Here is a 21,977-nt window from a genome sequence, read left to right on the forward strand (position 1 = left end):
GATGCCGGACTACTCGCTCACCGCGACGTAGCGACCGCCTTCGTCATCGTCGTAGATCTCGCGCTGGTTCCCCGCCACGACGTCCGGGCACAACGAGGCCAGCAGCTTCACGCCTTTGCGCGTGAGCTGGTTCTGCGACACATCCAGCTTCTTGAGGTGCTTGAACACCGCCGCGTTCGCCGCCAGGACCTCGGCGTCGGTGTCCATCAGCGTGCCCTTCGACAAGTCCAGCGACTCCAACTGCTTCAGCACCTTGGCCTTCGGCAGCACGGTCGCGAGCTCATCGGAGAAGGCCGCGTTGCACAGTCCCAGGTGCTTCAGGTTCGGCAGCCCCGTGGCGTCGAGGATGGGCTGGATGTCACTCGGGCGGAACCGTCCGCCGTACTCCTCGCTGCCGAACCAGACTTCCAACTGCTCCAGCTTCGGCCACTTCGCACTGGCGATGGACTGCACCGCGGGCCGAGGAAGGCCGCCCGACTCCATCGTGAAGCGACGCAGCTCCGGCAGCTCCACCGGCCCCAGGCGTACCTCTCCGCCACGCAGCCTCAAGGTGGTGAGCTGGGGCAGGGCCTTGAGCAGGGGCGCGAGGTTCCCCAGCTTGACCCAGGAGATCTCCGACTCGTCCGGGAAGACGAAGTCACCGATGAACAGCCGCTGAAGCGTCTTCGGCGCCAGCCTGGTGATGACCTTGACGAGGTCGCCGTACTCGTTGTCACCGTCGTTGTCCGGCAGGCCGAGCGTCAGCTCCTGGAGGAACCGCGCGGAGGGGCTGCGGAGCAGCATCGTCAGGGTTTCGACGACGTCGAAGTCGGCGTCCGAGTCGAAACCCGGCGCCGCGACGCGCGCGCCACGGATGAAGCCCAGGTGCCACTCCAGCGTCAGGGCTTTCTCGCCGAGCATCGACGTGAGGCCCACGCCCAGCAGTGTTCCCTGGTGCTTCTTGTACAGGGCCGCGACCTTCCGCTTGAGGCTGGTGGCCTCCGCGCCCTGGGCCTGTCGCTGCGCGTGCTGGAGGGCCATCAGCTCGCCGCGTGGGTCGCCCTGGCCCTGGAGCCAATCGGCGTAGACGAGGTAGCCGTCGTCAGACTCCGGAGCCTGGAGGATGGCGGCCTCCAGCTCCGGGTTCGTCTTGGCCGCGGGCGCCGTGTCCTTCGGCTTGATGCGCGTGTACCCCTTCTTCGTCTTCTCCAGGACCTGCTTCTGGTACGCCTGCAGCGCTTCATACGTCTGCTTGAACTTCTGGGTCTTCTCCTGGCCCTCAGCGCCGATGCGGCCCCAGCGGGTGGTGACGACGGTGTCCTTCCGTTCGATTTCCCAGAACTTGCTCGACGTGCCTTCGGTGTACTCGAAGCGCGGCATGGTGTGACCCCCTGGAGTGCGCCGTGACGCTACTCGCCCACCGCGGAGTAGCGGTACTCCTCTTCGTAGTCGCGCTGGTTGCCCACGTTGGCGTGGGGAATCGCCTTGGACAGCAGCGACTGGCCTTCGTCCGTCAGCGTGTTCTCCGTGACGTCGAGCTGCTTGAGGTGGGCGAAGGCCGCCGCCTTGTCGGCCAAGGCGCGCGCGCCCTCGTCGGACAGGGTGCCCATGGAGATGTCCAGCGTCTCCAACTGCGGGAGCACCTTCGCGGTGGGCAGCGCCTGGGCGAGCGCGTCCGTGAACTCGGAGTTGCGCAGGCCCAGCTGCTTGAGGTTCGGCAGGCCCTTGCCGTCGAGGATGGGCTGGATGTCCTCCACGCCGCCCTCCGCGCCGTAGTTGTCGCTGCCGAACCACACCTCCAGGCGCTCCAGCTTCGGCCACTTCGCGTTGGCGATGGACTTGACGGCCGCCAGCGGCAGGCCGCCTGTCTCCACCGTGAACTCGCGCAGCTCGGGCAGGTCGATGGCGCCCAGCTCCAGCTCACCGCCGCGCAGCCGCAGCTTGCGCAGGTCGGGCAGCACCTTGAGCAGGGCGGAGATGTCGGTCAGGTGCGTCCAGGAAATCTCGGTGTCGTCCGGGTACTCGAAGTCGCCGATGAAGAGCTCCTGAATCGTCTTCGAGCCCCCGGCCTCGACGAGCGCCTGGATGGTCTCGCCGTATTCGTTCTCACCGTCGAAGCTCGCCATGCCGATGGTGAGGCTGCGGATGAAGCGCGCGGAGGGGTGCTTGAGCAGCGCCCCGGCCGTCTCCGGGACATTGAAGTCAGAGTCGTATTCCTTCTGGCCCACGCGCGCGGAGCGGATGAAGCCCAGGTGCCACTCCAGGGACAGCTCCTCTGACTTCACCCCGGCCGCCAGCTCGCCGAGCAGCAGCGTCTGGTACTTCTTGATGTGCGCGGCGGCCTTGCGCTTCAGGTCGCTGGCCTCCGTGCCGCTGGCCTGGGAGGCCGCGTGCTGGATGGCGATGAGCTCGCCGCGCGGGTCGCCCTGGCCCTGGAGCCAGTCGCTGTAGACGAGGTACGCGTCCACGTTGTCCGGGTCCTTGAGGATGGCGGCCTCGAGCTCCGGATTGGATGCGGGCTCTTCACCCCCACCGCCTTCGGAATCGTCATCGTCGCCCTTGCCGGCCAGGACGTAGCCCTTCTTCTCCTTCTCCCGGACGAGCTTGTCGTGCTCCTTCTGGGCCTCGGCGGGAGAGCCGAAGGTCTGGGTCTTCTCCTGGCCGTCGGTGCCGATGCGGCCCCAGCGCGCGGTGAAGCTGTTGCCGGAGAGGTTGATTTCCCAGAACTTGCTGGAGCTGCCTTCCTTGAACTCGTACCGCGGCATGGCCCGTCCTTCGTCCGTTGCGCCGGGTGGGGCGCGTTGTGAGACGGACGCTAGAGAAGCCCTTGCGCAAGCTCAAGCGTTACGCCGACCCAGGCCTCCCAAGGGTCGTTGTTGAGAGCGGCGCCCATCGGCGCTTCCGACTTTCGAGAATCCAGGTCTTCTCGCTTGTCTCGGATGGTCCGCACGCGAGGGGAGGGGCCGCTGAGGTCGAGCACGTGCCGCTCGACCCGGGAGGCGCCGGGATGAGACATCTTCTCGACTCGACTGCTTGCGTCGAGCAGCACCAGGTCCACCCGCGCGCGCTTCGCACGCGCTTCCGCATCCGCCAGGACGTCGTCGAGCGTGGCGGCGGTGACGACCTCCGCCGTGCCTCGGGCGCGCCACTCGCGCAGCAGCAGCTCGCAGAGGCCGCGTTCAGCCTCCAGGGGCGCCGAGCCGTCATGGGCGTGCAGGAAGACGGCGCGAAAGTGGAGTTCCTCGCTGCCCAGCCAGAGGGAGAGCCGCCGCACGAGGCAGAGCAGCAGGCCCAGCGACACCACGACGCGCTGCCAGCGGACCCCCGCGTCCTTCACGCGCGCATCCACGAGGTCCGGCGGCAGGACGAAGGTGATGACGCGCCGGCGGCGAACGGAGATGCTCTCGTCGCGCGTGTAGTAGAGGAGTTCGCCCTCCACATAGCGCACGTCGAAGAGGTCGAGGTTGGGTTCGTCCTCCATGTAGACCAGCTCGGAGGTGACGAGGTTCTCCAGGCTGCCCACGTTGGACACGGAGGAGAATCCACCTTGTGGGAAGGCGGCCTCGTCCTCCAACGCCATGGGGAGCGGTGCGGTGCTCACCGGGCGGGCGCGGAGCTTGGGCGGCAGGGTTCGCGACAGGGCCTCCGCCGCCTCCACGGCTTGCTCCAGGGCCATCCGCTGCGCCTTGCCCTGGAGGTGTTCCAGGTTCTCCAGCGTGAAGGACTCCGCGTCGCCGAGCAGGGCATGGGCACGCCGGGCCGCGCTCGCCATGGCTTCGTAGCCTTCAGTGAGCCGGTCCAGCGCGGTGCTGGTTCCTGACTCGCGCAGGGCTGTGTAGCCCGCCTGGAGCAACTCCGAGGGTGGACGCTCCAGGACGCGCCGGGCCAGGGCGGGGCTCACCGGGCTTCCCGCGGTGAAGCCCATGCGGGTCAGGACGCGCGCGACGAGGAAGGCGACGCCTCGCGGCCGGAGCGTCTCGGGCAACCGTGCGAGGGCGGCGGAGACCGCCTCCAGATGGGGCTCCGCGGCCAGGCGTGCCAGTACGTGGTCGTCATACGCGCGCACCGCCGCGCGCAGCCGAGGCTGGGTATCGGGAACGGGCGCGGAGGGCGCGAGCGGAACCCCCGCGACGAGCCGGCCGAGGTCCGCGATGAACGCGGGTGGGGGCAGGGCAGGCGACTCCGCGAGCGTGGCGAGGAGCCACGGCACGGCCGAGGTCAACGCGTCGGCCGTGAGGTCCTCGTGCCGAATCAGGCACAGCCCCGCGCACAGCCAGCGCTCCGTGTCCTGAGGGCTTCTCAGCTCCGTGCTCATCCGCGACTCACGAGAGGCCCAGCAGCCGGGGCACCTTCTCCTCCAGCAGGTCGATTTCTTCCCGCGTCTCGCCCAGGTACGAGAGGAGCTGGAGGTCCTGCCGCTCCACCGCGCCGCCGTGGAAGATCCACGCCCGCGTCCGCAGCAGGCGGTAGAGCTTCACCAGCTTGCGGTCGCTGATGAACACGCCGTCCTCGCGCGTCAGCGTCTGCACCACGCGGCGGAATTCGCGCAGCAAGTCATCGCGGAAGAACAGGTCGCGGTCGCGCAGCTCCCGGCCATCCGGGCCCGTCTCGCGCTTGCCCATCATCAGCGTCAGGTAACGGTGGGCCTTGAGCACGTCGTCCAGCGTGGCGTGCCCTTCCGCCCAGGGTTTCTGGTTCATCTCCCGGTGCGTCTGCGAATCCAGGCCGGAGTCCAGCAGCTCCAGGAAGTAGCGGTCCTGCACCGGACGGCACGCGGCCTTGAGGCAGAAGCGGTCCTTGAGCGCGCCCAGCTCGGCGTGCTCGGGCAGCTCGTTGGTGGCGGCGAAGAGCACCTTCAGCTTCACCGGCTGCGGCGCGCCGTCCTGGTAGAACTTGCGCTCGTTGATGACGGTGAGCAGCGCGTTGAGGATGGCGGAGCTGGCCTTGAAGACCTCGTCGAGGAAGACGAGCCGGGCCGTGGGCAGCTTGCCGCCCTCGCGCCGGATGTAGCGGCCCTGGCGCAGCAGGTTGATGTCGATGGGGCCCAGCACCTCCGACGGCTCGGTGAAGCGCGTCAGGAGGTACTCGAAATAATCCTCGTTGGGGATGCGCAGCGCGTCCCGGAACTTGAGGACCAGGTCCGACTTGGCCGTGCCCGGTGGGCCCACCAGCAGCAGCGGCTCCTGCGCCACCGCCGCCACCGTCATCAGGTCCACCAGGGTCTGCTTGCCCACGAAGTGACGGCCCAGCGCCAGGCGGAAGCGGTTGAGGCGCTCGCGAAGGCCGTGGGCCTCGCTCGAGAGCGCGTCGAACGTCAGCTCGGAGATGGCGGGAAGACTGCTCATGTGCGCTCCTCCAGCTCCCGATGGATGCGCCGTCGCACCAGGAATTCGTCTTCGTCGAGCCAGCTTCGCGCACGCGCTCCGGTGCCTTGCGCCACCTCCACGTGGCCCTGCACCAGCGCGTCCGCCAGCTCCACCACGGAGAGGCAGAAGTGGCTGTTGGTGTTGTAGCTGTCCGTGATGATGGGCAGCCCTTCCGAGATGCGCGCCAGCCCCGGAAGCGCCAGCTCCACGGGGGCATGTGCCAGGGCGCTCGCGAGGCTGCGCATCAGCGCCAGCCGCTCAGGGAGTCCGCCCTTCGCAGCGCCCAGTGACTCGAAGGCGGCGTCGAACACGTCGACGGCCTCGGCCGTGCGCCCCTGCATGGACAGGCCCGCCGCCACGCCGAGCCGCGCCGTCAGCGGTGTCTTGGGCCCCGTCAGGCGTTCTTGCGCCGCGTCCACCAGCTCGGCGGCTTCGCGAGACAGGCCGACCCGGCGCAGGCCGCGCAGGCTCACACCCAGGATGCCCTGACCCCAGGCGGGCGACGTGGGGGCCAGCGCCGTGAGCACCTTGCGCAGCCGCGCCGCCAACGTCATCGCGTGGTCCGCGCGGCCGAAGAGGGCCGCCAGCGTCAGGGCATCCCCCAGCATCACGGCCTGGGCTTCACCGGGAAGCGCCTCCATCGATGAGACGAGCCGGTTCAGGAGTGGAAGCGCACGCGCCGGCGCGACGCGAGGCAGCGTGTCCAGCAGTCCTCCGATGAGCCGCTGCCGTTCCTCGGCGGGCAGCGTCGCATCGGTGGCCCGGCCCGTCAGGGCCTCCACCTGCGCCGCCACCTGCGCCGGGTCCTTCAAGTCGCGAAGGGCGGCGAACTCCTCTCCGCGCAAGTCCCTCGCGCCGCGCCCGAAGGCCCTCGCGGGGTCGAGCCGCTCGCTGGGCTCCAACAGCGCCGACGCCTGCCGCAGCCGATCCACTTTGTACCGCTGGAAGGTCCCCAGGGCATTCAGCTCGGCGGCGATGTCGGACGGCAGCGGTGTCTCGGGCGGCTGGCCTTCCAGGGCCTGGGCCACGCGCGCGCCGTACGCTCGGGAAAGGAAGCCGTGGATGGCTTCCTTCGCATCGACTGCCTCCACCGCCGCGGACGCCAGGGTGCGGGCACGGTCTGCCTGCCCGAGCCGCGCGAGTCCCACGGCGAAGACATAGCGGACATAGGCCAGCGTGAGGGCAGGCGCCGCTTCGATGGACGAGCGGCGACGGGGCGTGTGCTCGAACCGCTCCAGCAGGGCCTCGAGCTGCGCCAGCACCCGGGGCGCATGGGCCGAATCGGTGCCACCTCGCAGGAAGCGCGGCACGTCTCTCGCGAGGGAAAGGCCTCGCTGAAGCATCTCCAGCAGCCGGTCGCCCGCTCTCGCAAGTCCGAGCGCATCGCCACCCGCCAGCGTGTCGAGCGCCGTCCGCGTGAGCCAGAGCGCCCGGACGTCGAGCTCCGCGTCGTGCCTGTCCAACCACCGCTGAAGTGCCGCCACGTCGACAGGCGCGGGCGCACCTGGGACGCACACCGCGCGCACCAGGCTGCTGGCGACGCCGCGCACGTCATCGCCCGTGGGCGCGGGGGACGCCATCCGTTCGGCGGGGGTGGCGCCTCCTTCGTTTTCTGAATCGGACCAGCGCCGTGCTAGCTCGGTGGCCTCGGTGTCGGACGCGGACCACAGCGCGCGTGTCCAGCACAGGCTCGCGTCGCGCTTGCGGCCCAGCCGCCCGTTCAGCTCCGCCATGCGCGTCCAGAGCTCCTGCCGCTGCGGCGAATCGGCGGGCACCTCCAGGGCCAGGAAGGACTTCTCGAGCGAACTCAGCTCCTCTTCCACCGCGCTGGATTGCGCGGGCGTGAGCGGCGCCAGGCGGACCCCGGTGGGCACGGGTTGGGCGACGCGGACCGCAACGATGGGGGGCGGGCTCGCTGGTGTCACGGGGGGCGCCGGCACTTCACGGCGGCTACGGCGCGTGCCTCGCGGGCTCCGGTCGTCCTCTTCGTCCGATTGCATCGTGCGGGCCGCGCTCTGCCACTCACCCTCCGCGGCCTCGAAGGCGGCGAAGTCGAAGCTGGCGCTCCGGACCCACGGCATGAGTGCGTCGGCGTCGGCATCCACGACGTAGTCCACCCACGTGTCGAGCGGCTGGAACGCGGATTCCGGCAGCCGTTCCGCGCGGAAGCCTCCACCCCCGGTGGGGTGGAGCCACGTCACGGTGTCGGCCTGGGGCACGAGCAGCGCGCGCAGGCGGTCCCTTCGCACGGGGGGCTCCAGCAGTCCGTCACACGGCAGGTAGAGGTCCGCGAGCTGAGGCAGCGGCGCGTACGCCATGCCCGACAGGCCCAACTCCGGGGGGCGCTCCCGGCCCGCTCGGGCACGGAGCACGATGCACGGCGCCTCCGGTGGCCCCGTGACAGCGAAGCGAAGCTGCGCGAGCAGCGGCTCCGGCACCGTGTGGACCAGGGACTCCACCTGGGCGAGCGCATCCTCTCGCAGCACCCACAGGCTCGCGGGTTCCGTACGTGCGGCTCGCGTGAGGCGCAGCGGCACCGTCAGCCGGCCCGGGGTGGGCGCGGGCGTCCAGTCCTCGCCCGGGGCTGGGAGCCGCAGGTCGGTGTGTTGGTACAGGTCCGTCCACGGGCCGTCCGGCGCGGTCAGCCAGGGGCCTTCGCCGCGGACGAGCAGCAACGTCCCCGCGGGCGCTTGCAGCGTGCGCGCGAGTGGATGCGTGTAGCCCACCTCGACCCAGACGGAGTGTTGCCCTGGGACAGCGGGAACGAAGGCACGCAGCGGACCCGAGGCGTCCAGCGCGCTGGTGAGGGTGAAGTAGGGCGGCGCCATCGCGCGCAGCAAGGCGCGCTGTCCGCTTCCCCCCGAGGCTTGGGCGAAGCACACCTCCTGCCGGTCGCACCCCAGGCGCAGCATCTCGCCCGCCAAGGGGAGGAGTGCATCGGCGCTCGGGGGTAGGAACAGCACCGGGCCGGTCGGTGCGCTCTCCAGCGGCACGCGCCGCGCCGTCACCAGCTCCGCCCAGCAGAGGACTGGCGTGGCCTCCTTCGCGCGGCTCCGCGTCACGTGCACGCCGAGGGACGCGAGGCGCGCGAGCACCTCCTTCGCGGGCATCACCTCCGGCAGGACGTGAAGCGCGCCGTCGGGCGTCCGATGATAGCGGGCGGGTGCGGCCTGGACTTCGGCGGGGACGAGTCCGGAGGTCAGCGCCAGGTGGAGCGCCTCCTCACTGGTGAAGACGAGCATGGACATCAGGCCTTCTGGCGGACCTTCTCGGAGGCGTCCTCGGCGGTGGAGGCGGGCTCGGTGGCCTTGCCCGACGGCGTGTCGCGCTGGACGATGACGCGGCCCAGTTCGGAGGCTTTCAGCGTGCCGCCCTGGATGAGCGAGTCCACGAGCCGCCGGTGCTCGTCCTCATGCTCCATGGGCAGCGCGTCCGCGTCGCTCTCGTACTGGATGATGACGTCCTTGCGGCCCGTCGCCGGGTCCACCTGGAGGCGGAGGATGAGGCTAGCCAAGCGCGGGCTCCTTCTTCGGCGCCACGGGCGCGGGCACCAGATGGGTGAAGGCCTCGCGGTCCAACACCTTGCGTTCGATGAGCAAATCTCTCAGGGCCACGACCCGCTCCTTCTCGCGCTGGAGGATATCGCGGGCCCGGGCCCGTTGGACGGCCAGGACTTCCTGTATCGCGGCCTCCAGCGTGCTTCGCGTCGCGTCGGACAGGGCATGTCGGTCCCCCTGCCGTCCCGGTGCATCAAAGCGCCGCACGGGCACGCCGTCTCCGCCCATGCCCAGGTCCTCCACCAGCTCGCGCGCAATCTCCGTGGCGCGCTCCAGGTCGTGTGCGCTGCCTAGGGAGAGGTCATCCAGGAGCAGCGCCTCCGCCTCCCGGCCGCCGAAGAGCATGCAGATGCTGTCCAGCAGCTGGCCTCGCGTGACGACGTACCGGTGCGCCGGGTCCGCGTACTGCACGTGCCCCAGCGAGCCCGCCAGGTCACCCCGGATGCTGATGCGGTCGATGGCGGGCGCGTGCTCACAGAAGAGCGCGCACACCGCGTGCCCCGCCTCGTGTGTGGCCACGACGCGCTCCTCCATGGGCGTGAGCTCCGGCCGGTCCAGGAACTCCGTGAGGGCGCGCTCCACGTCCACCGCTTCGGTGGGGCCCTGGGCGCCTTCGCGCAACCGCCGACGTGCGAGTGCCCGGCACAGGGCCTGGATGTGGTCGCCGGAGAAGCGCGTGCCGGTGCCTTCCACGCGGTCGCCCGTGCGCTTCACCGCGTAGTCCAGCGCGCGCTCTGTCATCTCCAGGCCCAGCTTCTGGTTGTAGATGGACAGGATGGCGCGCCGGTCCGAGCTGTTGGGATAGGGAATGCAGAGCTGGAACTCGAAGCGGCCCGGGCGCAGCAGCGCGGGGTCCAGGGACTCCACAGAGTTGGTGGTGCCCACCACGAAGACCAGCTCCTCCTTGCGGAAGCCGTCCATCTCCGTGAGGAGCTGGTTCACCATGGAGTGCTCCACGCCCGAGCCCGTGTACGTGCCACGCGCCGACGCGAAGGAGTCCAATTCGTCGAAGACGATGATGCTGGGCGCCGCCTGCCGCGCGCGGACGAAGATCTGCCGGAGGTTCTCCTCGCTCTCGCCCACCCAGCGGCTCTTGAGCTCGGGGCCGCTCACCACCTGGACCGCCGCGCCCAGCGACGAGGCCATGGCCTTGGCGAAGAGCGTCTTGCCGGTGCCGGGAGGGCCCCAGAAAATCATCCCGCGTGGCAACAGCGCCTCCACGCGCTTCACCGCCTCCGGGTCGCTCAGCGTGTCCTTGTGCGACAGGACGTCCAGAATCTCCTGCTGGAGCCGTTGCTTCACCTTGGTGTAGCCGCCGATGTCCGCGTGCAGCTCCAGCTCCGGCACGCTGAGCGAACTGGTGAGCGTGGCCGAGCGCAGCTGCGCATACGCGGGCTTTGGGTTGGCGGGGTAGTCCTCACCGGTGATGGCGCCCAGCAGGCGACGCAGCCGCACGGCGTTGACGCCGGAGACGTGCTTGTAGAGCGCGTAGGGCTGCAGGCCCCTTCCGAACTTGCGGCACTCGCGCTGGGTGATGAGGTAGCGCAGCCGGTCGCGCCCCACGCCGAGGATGCTCTCCTTGTGGGGGAAGAGGTTCTCGATGACGCGCGGCACGGCGAAGGACGGGTCCTTGAACCCGACCCAGACCATCTCCGGGTTTTCGTACAGCAGGGGGATGACCTCGCGTGCCTCGCTGGTGAGCCCGCCGTTGCTGGTGGTGAGCAGGTCCAGGTGGGGCAGCACGACGATGCGCTCGCGCACCGCGCCACGCACCGCGTCCCGGAGCTGCGCGATGAGCGTGGCCATCATGCTGGGCGCGGGCATGCCCGGTGGAGGCTCCTGCGCGGTGCGGCCGTCCAGGTAGAGGAACTGCTTGCCGTCCTTCTTCAGCCTGTCTCGCAGGCACTTGTAGAAGTAGGGCGTCAGCTCCTTGTCCGCCTCCACCATGACGGGCAGCCCGCGCAGCAGCGCCTCGCAGACGCGGTTCAGCTCGGCGGGGTAGGCGGCCTCGACGGCGGCGAAGGGCGACAGCTCCGTGGGCAGTGACTCCTCGGGGATGCGCTGACTCATACGCGCACCTTGATGGTGAGTGAGCCCGTCGCCGCGTCCTCGTGGACCTCCTCGATGGTGCCGAGCTGCCCGGCGCGCACCTTGAGCGCCTCCGCTGTCACCTTGTTGGAGATGGAGTCCAGCTCCGACTTGAGGTCTTTCAGCCGGCCTTCGAGCTTCTGGGTGACCTGCTGCCGCAGCTTGTCCGTGGCGACGTCCGCCGCGTCCTCGAGCCGCGCGCGCGCCAGGTCCTGGGCCCGCAGCTTCGCCTGCTCCACCTCGTGAGGGCTCTCCACAGCCAGCTCGCCGCGCGCCTTCAGCTCCACCTCCTGCTCGCCGCTGAGGGTGACGCTGACGTCCCCGGTGGTGACGTCGATGGCGATGCGGACACCATCCGCCTCGGTGCGCAGGGCCACGTCGCCCACTTGCGTGAAGCCTCGGTTCGCCAGCTCGGCCGCGAGCAGCCCGGCCAGCTCCTCGCGCGACAGGAGGGGGAGCAATTCCAGCTTGGAGCAGAGGCCGTCCTCGGCCTGGACCACGCGGTTGAGGGACTCGGAGACGGAGACTCGGTAGGCGCGGCTCATGAAGCGCTCCCGGCGGAGGAAGGTGGAGGTGTGGCGGAGGCGCCGCTGGCGCTGGTGAGGGCGGTGGCCAACTGCCGGGCGTGGTCCTCGGCGCGGCGGAAGCCTGCTTCACCGAAGGCGTTCCATTCAGACAGCAGGTGCTGGGCGGCGTCGTAGTCGTCGTCGAAGAAGCGCACCGCGCGGTGCTCCGCGTCCCAGCGCGACAGCCGTCCCAGCGCGCGCAGGAAGGCGGCGGCGGCACGAGCCGCCGCGGCCCGGGAGGACAACGTCGCCGAGGAAGACAGCCCCTCCACCCAGCGCGTGGCGGGCTGCTCCAGCAACGGGCGCGCCGCTTCGAGGAGGAAGCCCGCGAGGTCCCTTCGGCCCGCGCCATCCACCGCGTCGAGGAACGCGGCGAGCACGGCCTCCTGCGCGATGCCCAGGGCCAGGGCCTCCTCGGGAGCCGCGATGTGACGCTTGGACTCCTCCAACCCACGCCAACGCTGCGCGAGCTCCCGCCGCAGCGCCTCCAGCAGCCACGCGCCGTCCGCCAGCAGGGGCGCGAAGGCGGTGGCATCGAGCTCCGGACGGTGCGTCCCGAACTGCTCCGGGAAGCCCAGCCAGCAGAGGGCGGAGCGGCGGAAGAGGTGCTGTGCGCCCAGGGCCGGCGCGCAGGGGGTGCCCGCCACCAGACGGCAGCAGAGAAAGAGGATGAGCTCGTCGGCGAGCGTGGGGGTTCCGTCCACCTCCAGCGGCATGGCCCCGTGTTTCGTCAGGGGCTGTTCCAGAAGCCACTTCAGGACGTGGAAGGTGAGGGGGGAGAAGCGCAGGGTGGGCGGAGCATGCCGCTCCCAGAGCCGGCCGGTGCGTGCCTGCCCGTCGCGCACCGTGAGCTGCTGGCGCCAGCCGCCGCATCGGGCGAGCGCCATCACGCTGCCCTTGGCGAGCGTGTCCCGCAGGACCTCCATCGCGCCGGGACTGAACTTCGCTGGGACGGCGTGCCGGTTGCGGAGCAGGTCCTCCACGGGGGCGTACTGCCCCAGGCCGACGATGGCGCGGGCGAGCGTGAGCAGCTCGAGCTCGGACGGAGCGACGCGAATCATGGACGGAGCCGGTCGGCGAGCGCGGGCCAGCCGTTGATGACGAGCTTGCCGCCGACGAAGTGCACCTCCGCCGTGTTCGGGGCGGTGAAGCACGCGTCGTGCGGAGCGTAGCGGCCGGTGAGGAAGTGCATCACCTGGTTGCGCGAGCCAATCCACCGCCGCGCCGTCTCCGGCTGGTCCTTCTCGAAGCGGCCGTCCACCAGCAGGTCCACCGTCGCGAGGAGCCGGTCCACGTCGTCCCGCGCCTGGGCCCGCAGCTCCGCGAGCGTGTGGCCGGTGAAGACCATGATGCTCAGCCCGGCGGCGCGGACGCGCTCGCACAGCGCCGCGGCGGGACCGGGCTGGGAGAAGGGCTCGCCGCCCAGCAGGGTGAGTCCCTCGATACCGGGGGTGGCCAGGATTGCCTGGGCCAGCGCCTGCACCGTCTCCACGGTGCCGCGCTCGGTCGCGAACATCTCCGGGTTGCAGCACCCCGGGCAGCGCAGGGGGCAGCCCTGGACCCAGAGGGCGTAGCGCACACCGGGGCCCTCCGCTTCCGTGCGGGGGACTCGCTGGGCAATCCGGAGCGTCGGGCCGGAGCTGGGGGTGCCTGCGGCGATGGCCATGAAGACGGCTCCAGCATGCCAGCAGCGGCGGCACAGGGGGAGCGCGAGGACGTGTCTCATGCCGCGAGACGGGCTCGTTTGCTTGTTGATACCTTCCGCCGCCCGGTCGTTCATGACCTATGCCTACATCCAGGTCGAGTGATGACTGGCGAATCTTCTCGCGTCGCAAATTGTCAACGTCGCTTCATCCCTCAAGTAGACTGTGGTGGTCATGACGCGGCCTGTGTCCGCCTACGCCCCTCGAAGCGAACGCAAGCCGTTGTACGTGAAGGTGGTGACGCAGCCCGCGCTCCATGGGTGCTGGGCCGTCAACATCAGTGAGACGGGCATCGGGCTCATCGCCACGCCGCACACGCCGTCCGAAGGGCCGCGTGAGGGCGAGGACGTGGAGCTGTCGTTCTCCCTTCCGGACTCCGGTGAGCACATCCGCGTGCGCGGCGTGGTGCGCTGGCGCCACGACGCATCCGGCGCGGTGGCGGCCATGGGCGTGAGCTTCCGCGCCTTCGAGGAAGCGGACGGCGTGAAGCTGGCGCGCTACCTCGCCTCGTCGCACCTCCAGGTGGTGGTGGCCTTCGCCACCGAGCAGGAGGCGCGCGCGGTGACGGCCGCGCTGGAAGGGGTGGCCAAGCTCCACTTCGCCGCCAGCCCGTCGGACGCCCACGCGCTGGTGACGCGCGGGGACGCGGCGTGCCTGGTGGTGTGCGGTCAGGACGAGGAGCAGGCCCTGGCCCTGGTGGAGTCCCTGGCCGCCCGCCGCGCGGACGCGGACCCTTCCGGCGCGGGGCCGCCCAGTGACCTGGCATCGCGAATCGTCTACTGCGCGCCGGCCGCGCCGGAGCGGCTGGTGGCCCTCTTCAACGCCGGGCGCATCTTCCGCGCGCTCGGGCCTGCACCCACGCGGGAGGCCCTGCACCAGGCGGTGCTTCAAGCGGGGCGCGAGCACGGCGTGCGCACCGAGCAGTGGCGCATGGCGCTGGAACTGGAGCGCAGCTTGCTGCGCGAGCGCGCCCTATCGCAGAAGTTGCCGCCGGCCCCTGGTGGGCGCGGCGGGGATGAAGTGGGCTTCCGCAGCGCCGCCATGCAGCGGGTGATGGAGCTGGTGCGCCTGGTGGCGCCCCACCGCGTGGCCGTGCTGCTCCAGGGCGAGACGGGCACGGGCAAGGAGGTGCTGGCGCGCATCCTCCACCGGCTCAGTGGCCGGGGGGACGTGCCGCTCGTGGTGCAGGACTGCGGCGCGCTGTCGGAGACGCTGCTGGAGAGCGAGCTCTTCGGCCACGTGAAGGGCTCCTTCACGGGCGCGGTGGCGGACCACCCCGGGCTCTTCGTGCTCGCCAACGGCGGCACCATCTTCCTGGACGAAATCGAGAACACCACCGCCAACCTCCAGGCCAAGCTCCTCCGCGTGCTGGAGACGGGGGACGTGCGTCCGGTGGGCGGCACCCAGGTGCGCCACGTGGACGTGCGCGTGGTGGCCGCCAGCAACAAGGACATGGGCGAGGAAGTGCGCGCCGGCCGCTTCCGCGCGGACCTCTTCTACCGGCTCAACAGCTTCACCGTGGACATTCCCCCGCTGCGGGACAGGCCGGAGGACGTTCCGGAGCTGGCGCTCTACTTCCTGGAGTTGTTCAACCGCACCTTGCGCCGCTCCGCCAGCGGCATCGCGCCGGACGCGGTGGACGCGCTGCGGGCCTACGCCTGGCCGGGAAACGTGCGCGAGCTGCGCAACGTCATGGAGCGCTCGGTGCTGCTCTCCCGCCCCGGCGAGGTGGTGTCGCGGCGGCTGCTGCCACCGGTGCTGGGCTCCACCCTGGCCCTGCGTAACGAGCCGGGTGGGGATGGCTCGCTGCGCGCGCGGCTGGACCGGGTGGAGCGGGAGTTCATCCGCGAGGCCCTGGAGCGCCACGGCGGGGTGCTGCGGCGCGCGGCCGTGGCGCTGGGGATGGACCCGGTGACGCTGGGCCGGCGGGTCCGGCGCCACGGCTTGTGGAAGGGAGACAGCTAGGCCTTGCGCCTCAGTGGGCGCGAATCCACTGGAGCATGGGCTTCCAGACGCGCACGCGCGCGTCGTCCGCCAGGAACAGGTCCGCGTGCCCGTAGTCCAGGGCGCGAGCGGTTTCCGGCAGCGTGCTGATGTTGAGCAGGGTGACGTCCCGGCTGCCCAGCAGCGTGACGCTGTGCTCGCCGTAGCGGCCCACGCCGCCCGCGGCGCCCACGTACAGAACCGGCACCTTCACGTCACGCAGGCGGTCGCCGTAGGGTACGTGCTTCCCGCAGGCCCACGCCTCCGTCTCCACCACCTCGTTGATGCTCTGGTACGGGGCGGCGCGCTGGCCGAACTCGAAGAGGTAGCCCTCGTGGGTGAAGGACAGCCGCTCCGGCAGGCCCATGGCATCCGGCGTGCTGCCCATCAGGTGGTAGGCCGGGACAACCGGCTGCAGCGGCGCGAAGAGCACGCTCGTCGCGCCCGCCGCGACCAGGGCCAGCTTGCGGTTCGAGGGCCGGCCCGTGCCCGGCCCGAAGATGTCGTCCTGCACCAGCGGCGACGGCGCGGCCGGCAGCACCGCGGCGAGCTGGCCAATGGCCTGCAGCATGATGCCCGGCGCCGGCCCGAGCAGGCCGCCCTCCAGTTGGCCCTCCTGGCGGGCATTGCTCAGCGCCGCATGGCGCTCGCACGCCCACGCCTGCTGTTGCGCGTCCTGCGGAGAGAAGCGCACCGCCATGTCCATGGGGATGAAGCCGTCCACCTGTCGCAGCGCGCGCGGCAGCCGGGCCTCGCGGTTGAGGTACGCGTAGCCCACCACCGCGCCCCGGCTCCAGCCCAGCAGGTGCATGGTGCCCAGGAAGTTGCCGCCCGCCAGCCGCAGCAGTTTCGCCACCCCCAGCGCCACGCCCACGTCGGCCGCGTGCGTTTCCAGCGTCCAGTTCTTCATGAAGCGAAAATCCTGCGTGTTCTGCGGCACGCCCGCCCACCGCAGGTCGATGCCCCACACGTCCACGCCCTCCTTCGCCAGATACGCGGCGATGGACTGCTCCGGCGGAACGAATGCGGAGCCGATGCTGGAGAGGAACGCGGCCTCGAAGCCCCACCCGTCGCCGTGCACCATGAACACCGCGCGCGTCGCACGCGCCGGCCGCCACGCCCCGTCCTCCCGCACCACCCGGTGCAGGGTGATGACGTCCTGCTGCGATGGGCCCACCTGCAGGCGGTAGCGGTAGTGGGCCACGTCGCCGAACAGCGCCACCCGCTCACTGCCTCCCCGATTGCTGGAACCGACGAGCGCGGCGCTGGCCGGCGCGCCCTCCGCCAGCGCCACGCCCTGGAGCGCCGCGGCCCGTGAGACAGCGTGTCGCATGTCATCAGAAGGGGCCCCTTCGGCGGTTCGAGCCAACGACAGACATGCCAACGAGACGCAGAGGAAGAACACGGAACGCATACAGACCTCGGATCGGCTGAAGAGGTTCGGGGGAGTCGAGTTACGCCGGCCCATGACGCCCCTGACGTGTCGCCCCCCCGAGCAGAATTCACGCCAATCATTAAACCCCTGTAACTCCTGGAGTGTTATCCAGACAGGGACTTCATGGGTGAATGCCACTGTGGATCGAACCTCTGACATCCCCTGCCAGGTGGGGTACTTCGGCGCGTGCTTCATCGCTGAAGCCCGCGCATCACCGGTGCGGCTTTCGGGGCGTCACGAGGAACCCGGCAGGGATTGAGAGGCGTGGGTGACGAGCGCGCGCAAATGACCACAGGCGACCAGAACGGGCAAGAACGGATTAGCTCTCCAGTACGGGTGGACTGACGGGGTCCGAACGGCACCAGGTGACGTGGGAGGGGTGCTGAACACACGCGCCCGTGGGGCTCTCGCCACCCTCCTGGGTGGGGGGCACATGGAAGCCAGACTTCAACGTGAGGCGGCCCATGTTCGAGCAGCGGTTCCAGCGCAATCTGGGCGTGGTGGATGCGGAGACGCTGGACAAACTGTCACGCACGCATGTGTTGGTGGCGGGCGTGGGCGGCGCGGGTGGCCAGTGCGCGGTGGACCTGGCGCGGCTGGGGTTCGGCGGCGTGACGCTGGCGGACTTCGACGTCTACGAGCGCCACAACATGAACCGGCAGGTGGGCTGCTTCGAAAGCACGTTGGGCCGCTCCAAGGTGGAGGTGGTGGGGCGGATGTGCCGGGACATCCACCCGGCGCTGCGGCTGCGGGAAGTGCCGGAGGGCATCACCGAGGCCAACGTGGAGGACGTGCTGGGCGGGGGCGGTGCGCTAGGGCCGGTGGATTACGTGGTGGAGGTCATCGACATCGCGGGGGCGCATGAGAAGCAGGTGCTCCACCGCGCCTGCCGCCAGCGCGGCGTGCCGGTGATGACGGGGCTGATGTTGGGATTCGGCGCGGCGCTGCACGTCTTTCAGCCGGACGCGCCGCTGTATGAAGCGCTCTACATCCTGCCGGATGGGCGCATCGACCTGCCGGCCATCATCCCCCACCTGGGAAGCTACATGCTCCGCGAGTACATGGACGCGTGCTTCCAGGGCCGGGGCCACGCCCCCACCTGCGTGGTGGGCGCGACGAGCGCCGCGGGGATGATGGTGACGGAGTTGACGCGCGCGGTGATGCGGGGCCCCCGGTCCATGGTGTCGTGGCCGGAGTACCTCTATGTGGACTTCTTCGACCACAGCTTCGTCCGGGGCACCGCCGCGTCGGCCCTGGCGAGGCGGGTGGTCCCGGCGTCGCGGGCCGGAGGTGCCCCGGCCGCGAGCTGACGTCGCTGGACGGAAGGACGGGCCGCGCTCACACCACGCCGCGCGCCCGGGCCTCCTCGATGACCTTCACGCCGTCCACGCCCAGGCTCTTGCCCAGGTAGGGGGCGACGAGGTCGGCGTGCTTGTGCACGCGGTGGAAGGCCTCGTCGAAGGTGCGCGTCACCAGGTTGATGCCAGAGATGATGACCCGCTGCAGGTTGTATTGCAGGTCATTGCCTTCGACGATGGCGTGAATCTCCGTGAAGAGCGGGCGCGCGTCCGAATGGAAGGTGGACAGGTTGCGCCGCTGCTCCGAATTGGGCACGGACGACTTCGGTGAAAGGCTGGCGACGAGGACGAGCGGGTGCTGAAGCTGCTCGTGCGCGCCCTTCATCTGCTGGAAGACGGTGTGGATTTCTTCCTGACTGGGTGGTGCCTCCCAGCGGAGGAAGAACACTCTGCCGATGATGGCGGTCTTGTAGACGGATGTGGCCATGATGTCCCCCTGCTGCTGCCGCGGTGATTCCACCGGGAAATCCCGGTGCCCCTTCGCCAGGAACGAACGGCGGCGCCTGGCGGTCTGCGCACCCATTGGCGCGCGTCCCTGGAGCAGACGGAATCAGACTGGAGGGCGGACATCCGCGGCCCGACGTTGCCCCGCCGGGCCGCGAGGTGTCCGGCCCCCGACGAATCGGGGGCCGGCGGGGGGGCGTCAGTCGCCGGTGAGGGTGATCTGCTCAGCCGGCGCGGCGGCGATTTCCTCGGCGGTGAAGAGGATGGGCCGCCACTGCTTCTGGGAGAACAGCCGCGTCTGGTCCGCGTAGTACGGCGAGGCCGGGTTGCTGGACTCGCTGTAGGTCAGCAGGGCGCTGGCCTGCACGCCGGTGGGCGTGAACTCCATGGCCATGATGAAGCTGCTGCCGTTGTTGATGACGTAGCCGCCGTTGGCCAGGGCCGTGCGTCCGTTGACGACGGTGCGCGTGGCGCTGCCCACCTCGGCGTTGGGCGTGGTGGACTTCAGCGTGCCGAAGCCGACGATGTTCGCCGCGCCATCGTAGTTGCCGCCGCCGTGGATGGGGATGCGCTCGCCGCTCACGCGGGGGGTGAACTGCGCCTCGCCCAGCGGGAGGTCCAGCGCCAGGCCCGCGCGCGTCAGCGTGGTCACGGCCTGGGCCAGCTTGGTCAGGACGGGGTCGGTGCCCTGGGCGGGCGCGGGCGCCAGCGTGTGGGGCGTGGCGATGGGGTCGGCCGGGTCGAAGGGCGTGGCGTACAGCGCCGGGCTCGCCTGCAGCTCGCCCATGGTGAACGTGCCCGCGAACTCGCGCCACACGATGGCGCCCACGCTGTCCACGTCATAGCGACGGTCCCACTGGGCAATCAGCGAGCACGCCTGGCTGATGTCCACGGTGTCCGTGCCGTAGGGCACCGTCGTGTGGCCGGTGCAGCGGGCCACCACGTCGTCGATGAGCAGCTCGGCGATCATGCCGCGGTTGCTGAGGCTGGCGTCCTGCAGCTCGGTGCGGGTGAAGAGGCCGTCCGCGCCGGACGCGCCACCTTCGCCCTGCTCGGTGAGCATGACGGCGTTGAGGCGCGTGCGCGGCGTCTGGGGCACGTCCTCCAGGCCGTGCAGGGGCGAGAAGCCCTTGAGCGGCGCGGCGGGGTTGGTCAGCCAATAGCTGTCATTGGCGTTGAAGACGAAGTCGGTGCGGTCCAGCTTGGGCACCTTGCTGAAGGGGACCAGGCCCGGGCTGCGGGCGCCGGGCTCGTCCTGCCACTCGTTCTGGCTGTTGCTGCCGTCGAGCAGCACCAGGCCCATCTGCTGCCAGATGGCGGTGGTGGCCAGGTCCGCGCCCTGGCGGGCGATGTTCCAGGTGGCCAGGGCCGCCTGCGACAGGTTCGGCGTGGGCGTGGCATCCGTGTACCAGGTGTTGCCCGCGCGGTCGGCCGCCATGGTGTTGACCCAGGGGATGCCCTGCTCGCGCGCGTAGACGGCCTTGAACTCATCCATGCTGCGGGCCTGGTTCATGCCCAGGAACTGCGCCAGCAGGGTGTCGTTCTCCAGGTTGGCGTCGCGGTAGGTGAGCACGGACTGCTCGGTCCACTCCGCGGTGCCGGGGATGGAGATGATGGGGCCGTAGTGGCTGCTGTACATGCGGCGGGTGACGTTGACGAGCGTGCCGTTGTCGAGCCGGACCAGGATGGTGATGTCCTTCCAGGTCATCTCCCGCTCTTCGTTGTCGTAGTAGTACGAGGTCGGCTTGCCCGGCACCAGGCGCAGCCCGTACAGCGTCATGCGCTGGCCGGAGGAGAAGGTGTGCGTCCAGGCCACGTCGTTGTTGAAGCCGATGAGGACCGCGGGCACGCCCAGCAGGCCCACGCCGTAGATGTCCAGCTCACCGGGGACGGTGAGGTGGCTCTCCCACAGCTTGAGCTCGCCTTCCCAGGGGAAGTGCGGGTTGGCCACCACCATGCCGTGGCCGGTGGCGGAGCGGTCGCGGCCAATGGCCCAGCCGTTGCTGCCCACCTGGTGCAGTTCGGGCCGCTGGACCTTGACGTGGTCGCGGTCCGGCGTGCCCAGGGTGGTCGCCGTCACGTCGGGCGGCGTGGCCGCGGCGAGGGCGAGGGCGACCTGATAGCTGCTGCCCGTCAGCGCCACGCTGTAGGCGTAGGCCAGCAGGTCCACGTCGGAGATGGGGCGCACCCACTTGGCGCCGGTGCAGGGCGCGGGGAGCTGATCCTTGGGCGTCTCCTCGATGTAGCGGTTGAAGCCGGCCGCGTAGCCCTTGAGCATGGCCTGGAGGGTGGCGGGCTGCGTGCTGATGCGCTCCGTGGCGCGCGCGTGGAGGCCCAGCGAGCGGTAGGCGAAGTCGCTGCCCGCGTAGGTGCTGCCGGGGCCCATGCCCAGGAAGCGGGCGCGCTCGCCGCGCACCTTGAGGATCTGATCCGCGAGGATGCAGACGTGGTCCTGGGCGAAGGCATAGCCATTGCCGTACGCCACGCTGCCCATGTCCTTTCCGGTGATGTGGGGGACGCCGTGGGCGGTGCGGCGGATGGTGACTTCGTAGGTGGGCGTCGGGGTCGGAGGCGTGCCTTCGTCGTCGTCACCACAGGCGGAGCTGAACAGCAGGCTCACGCCTGCGAGAAGGGAGAACTGCCAGCGGGTGCTCCGCGTACGCCGGAGCACACCGCGCCGGAGGGGCGAGGGAGGTTTGGGGTGCATGACAGTCGTCGAGCGTAGGGAGTGGCTGATCACACCGTCAAAATGTTTCTGGAACTGGAATGATTTCTCACACCGCCGGGCACAACGCAGTGTGGCAAGAACGAGCTTCCGGCCGAGCGGGAGGGGTGTGGTAGGAAATCGCGCATATGTCGACCGAGCCGTCCCGTGCCCGCCGCCCGCGCCGTCACTTTTCGATGATTCGCACGTTCGTGCTCGCTGACTTCGTGACGCTGGGCAACGGCTTCGCGGGCGCGGGCGCCATCCTCTCCTCCATGCAGTACCTGGCTTCCGGGGACGTGAGCTGGCTGTGGGTGGCTTTCGGCCTGATGCCGGTGGCGCTGGTGATGGACGTCATGGACGGGCGCATCGCGCGCTGGCGCTTCAAGAAGTCGCCTCTGGGCGCGGACCTGGACTCACTGGCGGACGTCATCTCCTTCGGCATGGCGCCCGCGGCGCTGGCCTTCGCGGTGGGGATGCGCGGCTCCCTGGACGTGGCGGCGCTCCTCTACTTCGTGGCGTGTGGCATCAGCCGGCTGGCGCGCTTCAACGTCACGTCGGCGGACCTGTCGGACGAGTCAGGGAAGGTGAAGTACTTCGAGGGCACCCCCATTCCCACCAGCCTGGTGCTGGTGATGGTGATGGCCGCGGCGACGTGGGCGGGGCGCATCGGTCCGGACCTGTGGGGTGGGGCGTGGCGCCTGGGACCGTTGGTGTTGCACCCGTTGGCGCTGATGTACGTGGCCAGCGGAAGCGCGATGATCAGCAAGACATTGCGCATTCCGAAGATTTGA

16 protein-coding genes are annotated in these 21,977 nt (G+C 70.1%); 3 read left to right on the forward strand and 13 right to left on the reverse strand.

Translation table 11 applies throughout. From position 1 onward, the window contains the following. Positions 1 to 9: 9 nt before the first annotated feature. The 10 genes from BLU09_RS27600 to BLU09_RS27645 are packed head-to-tail and all read right to left on the reverse strand — an operon-like array spanning position 10 to position 13,222. Positions 10 to 1,359, reverse strand: a complete 1,350-nt coding sequence (locus BLU09_RS27600) for a WGR domain-containing protein (RefSeq protein ID WP_090492708.1) — start codon at positions 1,357 to 1,359, stop codon at positions 10 to 12. 29 nt (positions 1,360 to 1,388) lie between these two features. Then, complete coding sequence (locus tag BLU09_RS27605) at positions 1,389 to 2,744, reverse strand: WGR domain-containing protein (RefSeq protein ID WP_090492709.1); 1,356 nt, start codon at positions 2,742 to 2,744, stop codon at positions 1,389 to 1,391. 50 nt (positions 2,745 to 2,794) lie between these two features. Continuing rightward, positions 2,795 to 4,294 carry a hypothetical protein gene (locus BLU09_RS27610; RefSeq protein ID WP_090492710.1) on the reverse strand — a complete coding sequence of 500 codons (1,500 nt, stop codon included), beginning with the start codon at positions 4,292 to 4,294 and terminating at the stop codon, positions 2,795 to 2,797. Positions 4,295 to 4,301: 7 nt separating this feature from the next. Beyond that, positions 4,302 to 5,324, reverse strand: coding sequence for an AAA family ATPase (locus BLU09_RS27615; RefSeq protein ID WP_011552956.1), 1,023 nt, complete (start codon positions 5,322 to 5,324; stop codon positions 4,302 to 4,304). After that, on the reverse strand, positions 5,321 to 8,593 hold the full coding sequence (locus BLU09_RS27620) for a hypothetical protein (protein ID WP_090492711.1): 3,273 nt from the start codon (positions 8,591 to 8,593) through the stop codon (positions 5,321 to 5,323). Before BLU09_RS27620 ends, BLU09_RS27615 begins: the two co-directional genes overlap by 4 nt. Continuing rightward, positions 8,593 to 8,859 (reverse strand): hypothetical protein, encoded by a 267-nt coding sequence (locus tag BLU09_RS27625; RefSeq protein WP_090492712.1) that lies wholly within the window; start codon positions 8,857 to 8,859, stop codon positions 8,593 to 8,595. Before BLU09_RS27625 ends, BLU09_RS27620 begins: the two co-directional genes overlap by 1 nt. Beyond that, positions 8,852 to 10,972 (reverse strand): AAA family ATPase, encoded by a 2,121-nt coding sequence (locus BLU09_RS27630; protein ID WP_090492713.1) that lies wholly within the window; start codon positions 10,970 to 10,972, stop codon positions 8,852 to 8,854. The genes BLU09_RS27625 and BLU09_RS27630 overlap by 8 nt, the downstream gene beginning before the upstream one ends. Beyond that, a complete protein-coding gene (locus tag BLU09_RS27635) occupies positions 10,969 to 11,535 on the reverse strand; it encodes a hypothetical protein (RefSeq protein WP_090492719.1) in 567 nt (188 codons plus the stop codon). Before BLU09_RS27635 ends, BLU09_RS27630 begins: the two co-directional genes overlap by 4 nt. After that, positions 11,532 to 12,617, reverse strand: coding sequence for a hypothetical protein (locus BLU09_RS27640; protein WP_090492720.1), 1,086 nt, complete (start codon positions 12,615 to 12,617; stop codon positions 11,532 to 11,534). Before BLU09_RS27640 ends, BLU09_RS27635 begins: the two co-directional genes overlap by 4 nt. Beyond that, positions 12,614 to 13,222: a 4Fe-4S single cluster domain-containing protein gene (locus BLU09_RS27645; RefSeq protein ID WP_244172070.1), complete on the reverse strand. Its 609-nt coding sequence runs from the start codon at positions 13,220 to 13,222 to the stop codon at positions 12,614 to 12,616. Before BLU09_RS27645 ends, BLU09_RS27640 begins: the two co-directional genes overlap by 4 nt. A 211-nt stretch (positions 13,223 to 13,433) precedes the next feature. Here BLU09_RS27645 and BLU09_RS27650 point away from each other — a divergent pair, with 211 nt between their 5' ends. Further along, positions 13,434 to 15,224 (forward strand): sigma 54-interacting transcriptional regulator, encoded by a 1,791-nt coding sequence (locus BLU09_RS27650; RefSeq protein ID WP_186817843.1) that lies wholly within the window; start codon positions 13,434 to 13,436, stop codon positions 15,222 to 15,224. Between the two features lie 10 nt (positions 15,225 to 15,234). On the opposite strand, the gene BLU09_RS27655 is transcribed toward BLU09_RS27650, so the two are convergent. After that, positions 15,235 to 16,575: an alpha/beta fold hydrolase gene (locus tag BLU09_RS27655; RefSeq protein WP_244172071.1), complete on the reverse strand. Its 1,341-nt coding sequence runs from the start codon at positions 16,573 to 16,575 to the stop codon at positions 15,235 to 15,237. Positions 16,576 to 17,141: 566 nt separating this feature from the next. Between BLU09_RS27655 and BLU09_RS27660 the strand changes: the two genes are divergently transcribed. After that, a complete protein-coding gene (locus BLU09_RS27660; protein ID WP_244172072.1) occupies positions 17,142 to 17,987 on the forward strand; it encodes a ThiF family adenylyltransferase in 846 nt (281 codons plus the stop codon). A 28-nt stretch (positions 17,988 to 18,015) separates the two neighbouring features. Here the strand turns inward: BLU09_RS27660 and BLU09_RS27665 are convergent, their stop codons facing one another. Together BLU09_RS27665 and BLU09_RS27670 are read right to left on the reverse strand one after the other, a co-directional pair. After that, positions 18,016 to 18,462: a hypothetical protein gene (locus BLU09_RS27665; RefSeq protein ID WP_011552966.1), complete on the reverse strand. Its 447-nt coding sequence runs from the start codon at positions 18,460 to 18,462 to the stop codon at positions 18,016 to 18,018. Positions 18,463 to 18,678: 216 nt separating this feature from the next. Further along, entirely contained in the window at positions 18,679 to 21,186 is a 2,508-nt protein-coding gene (locus BLU09_RS27670) for a penicillin acylase family protein (protein ID WP_090492728.1), read from the reverse strand. 146 nt (positions 21,187 to 21,332) lie between these two features. On the opposite strand from BLU09_RS27670, the gene BLU09_RS27675 reads away from it, so the two are divergent. Beyond that, positions 21,333 to 21,977, forward strand: coding sequence for a CDP-alcohol phosphatidyltransferase family protein (locus BLU09_RS27675; RefSeq protein WP_090492730.1), 645 nt, complete (start codon positions 21,333 to 21,335; stop codon positions 21,975 to 21,977).

The sequence above is a fragment of the Myxococcus virescens genome (assembly GCF_900101905.1).
Classification (GTDB): Bacteria; Myxococcota; Myxococcia; order Myxococcales; family Myxococcaceae; genus Myxococcus; species Myxococcus virescens.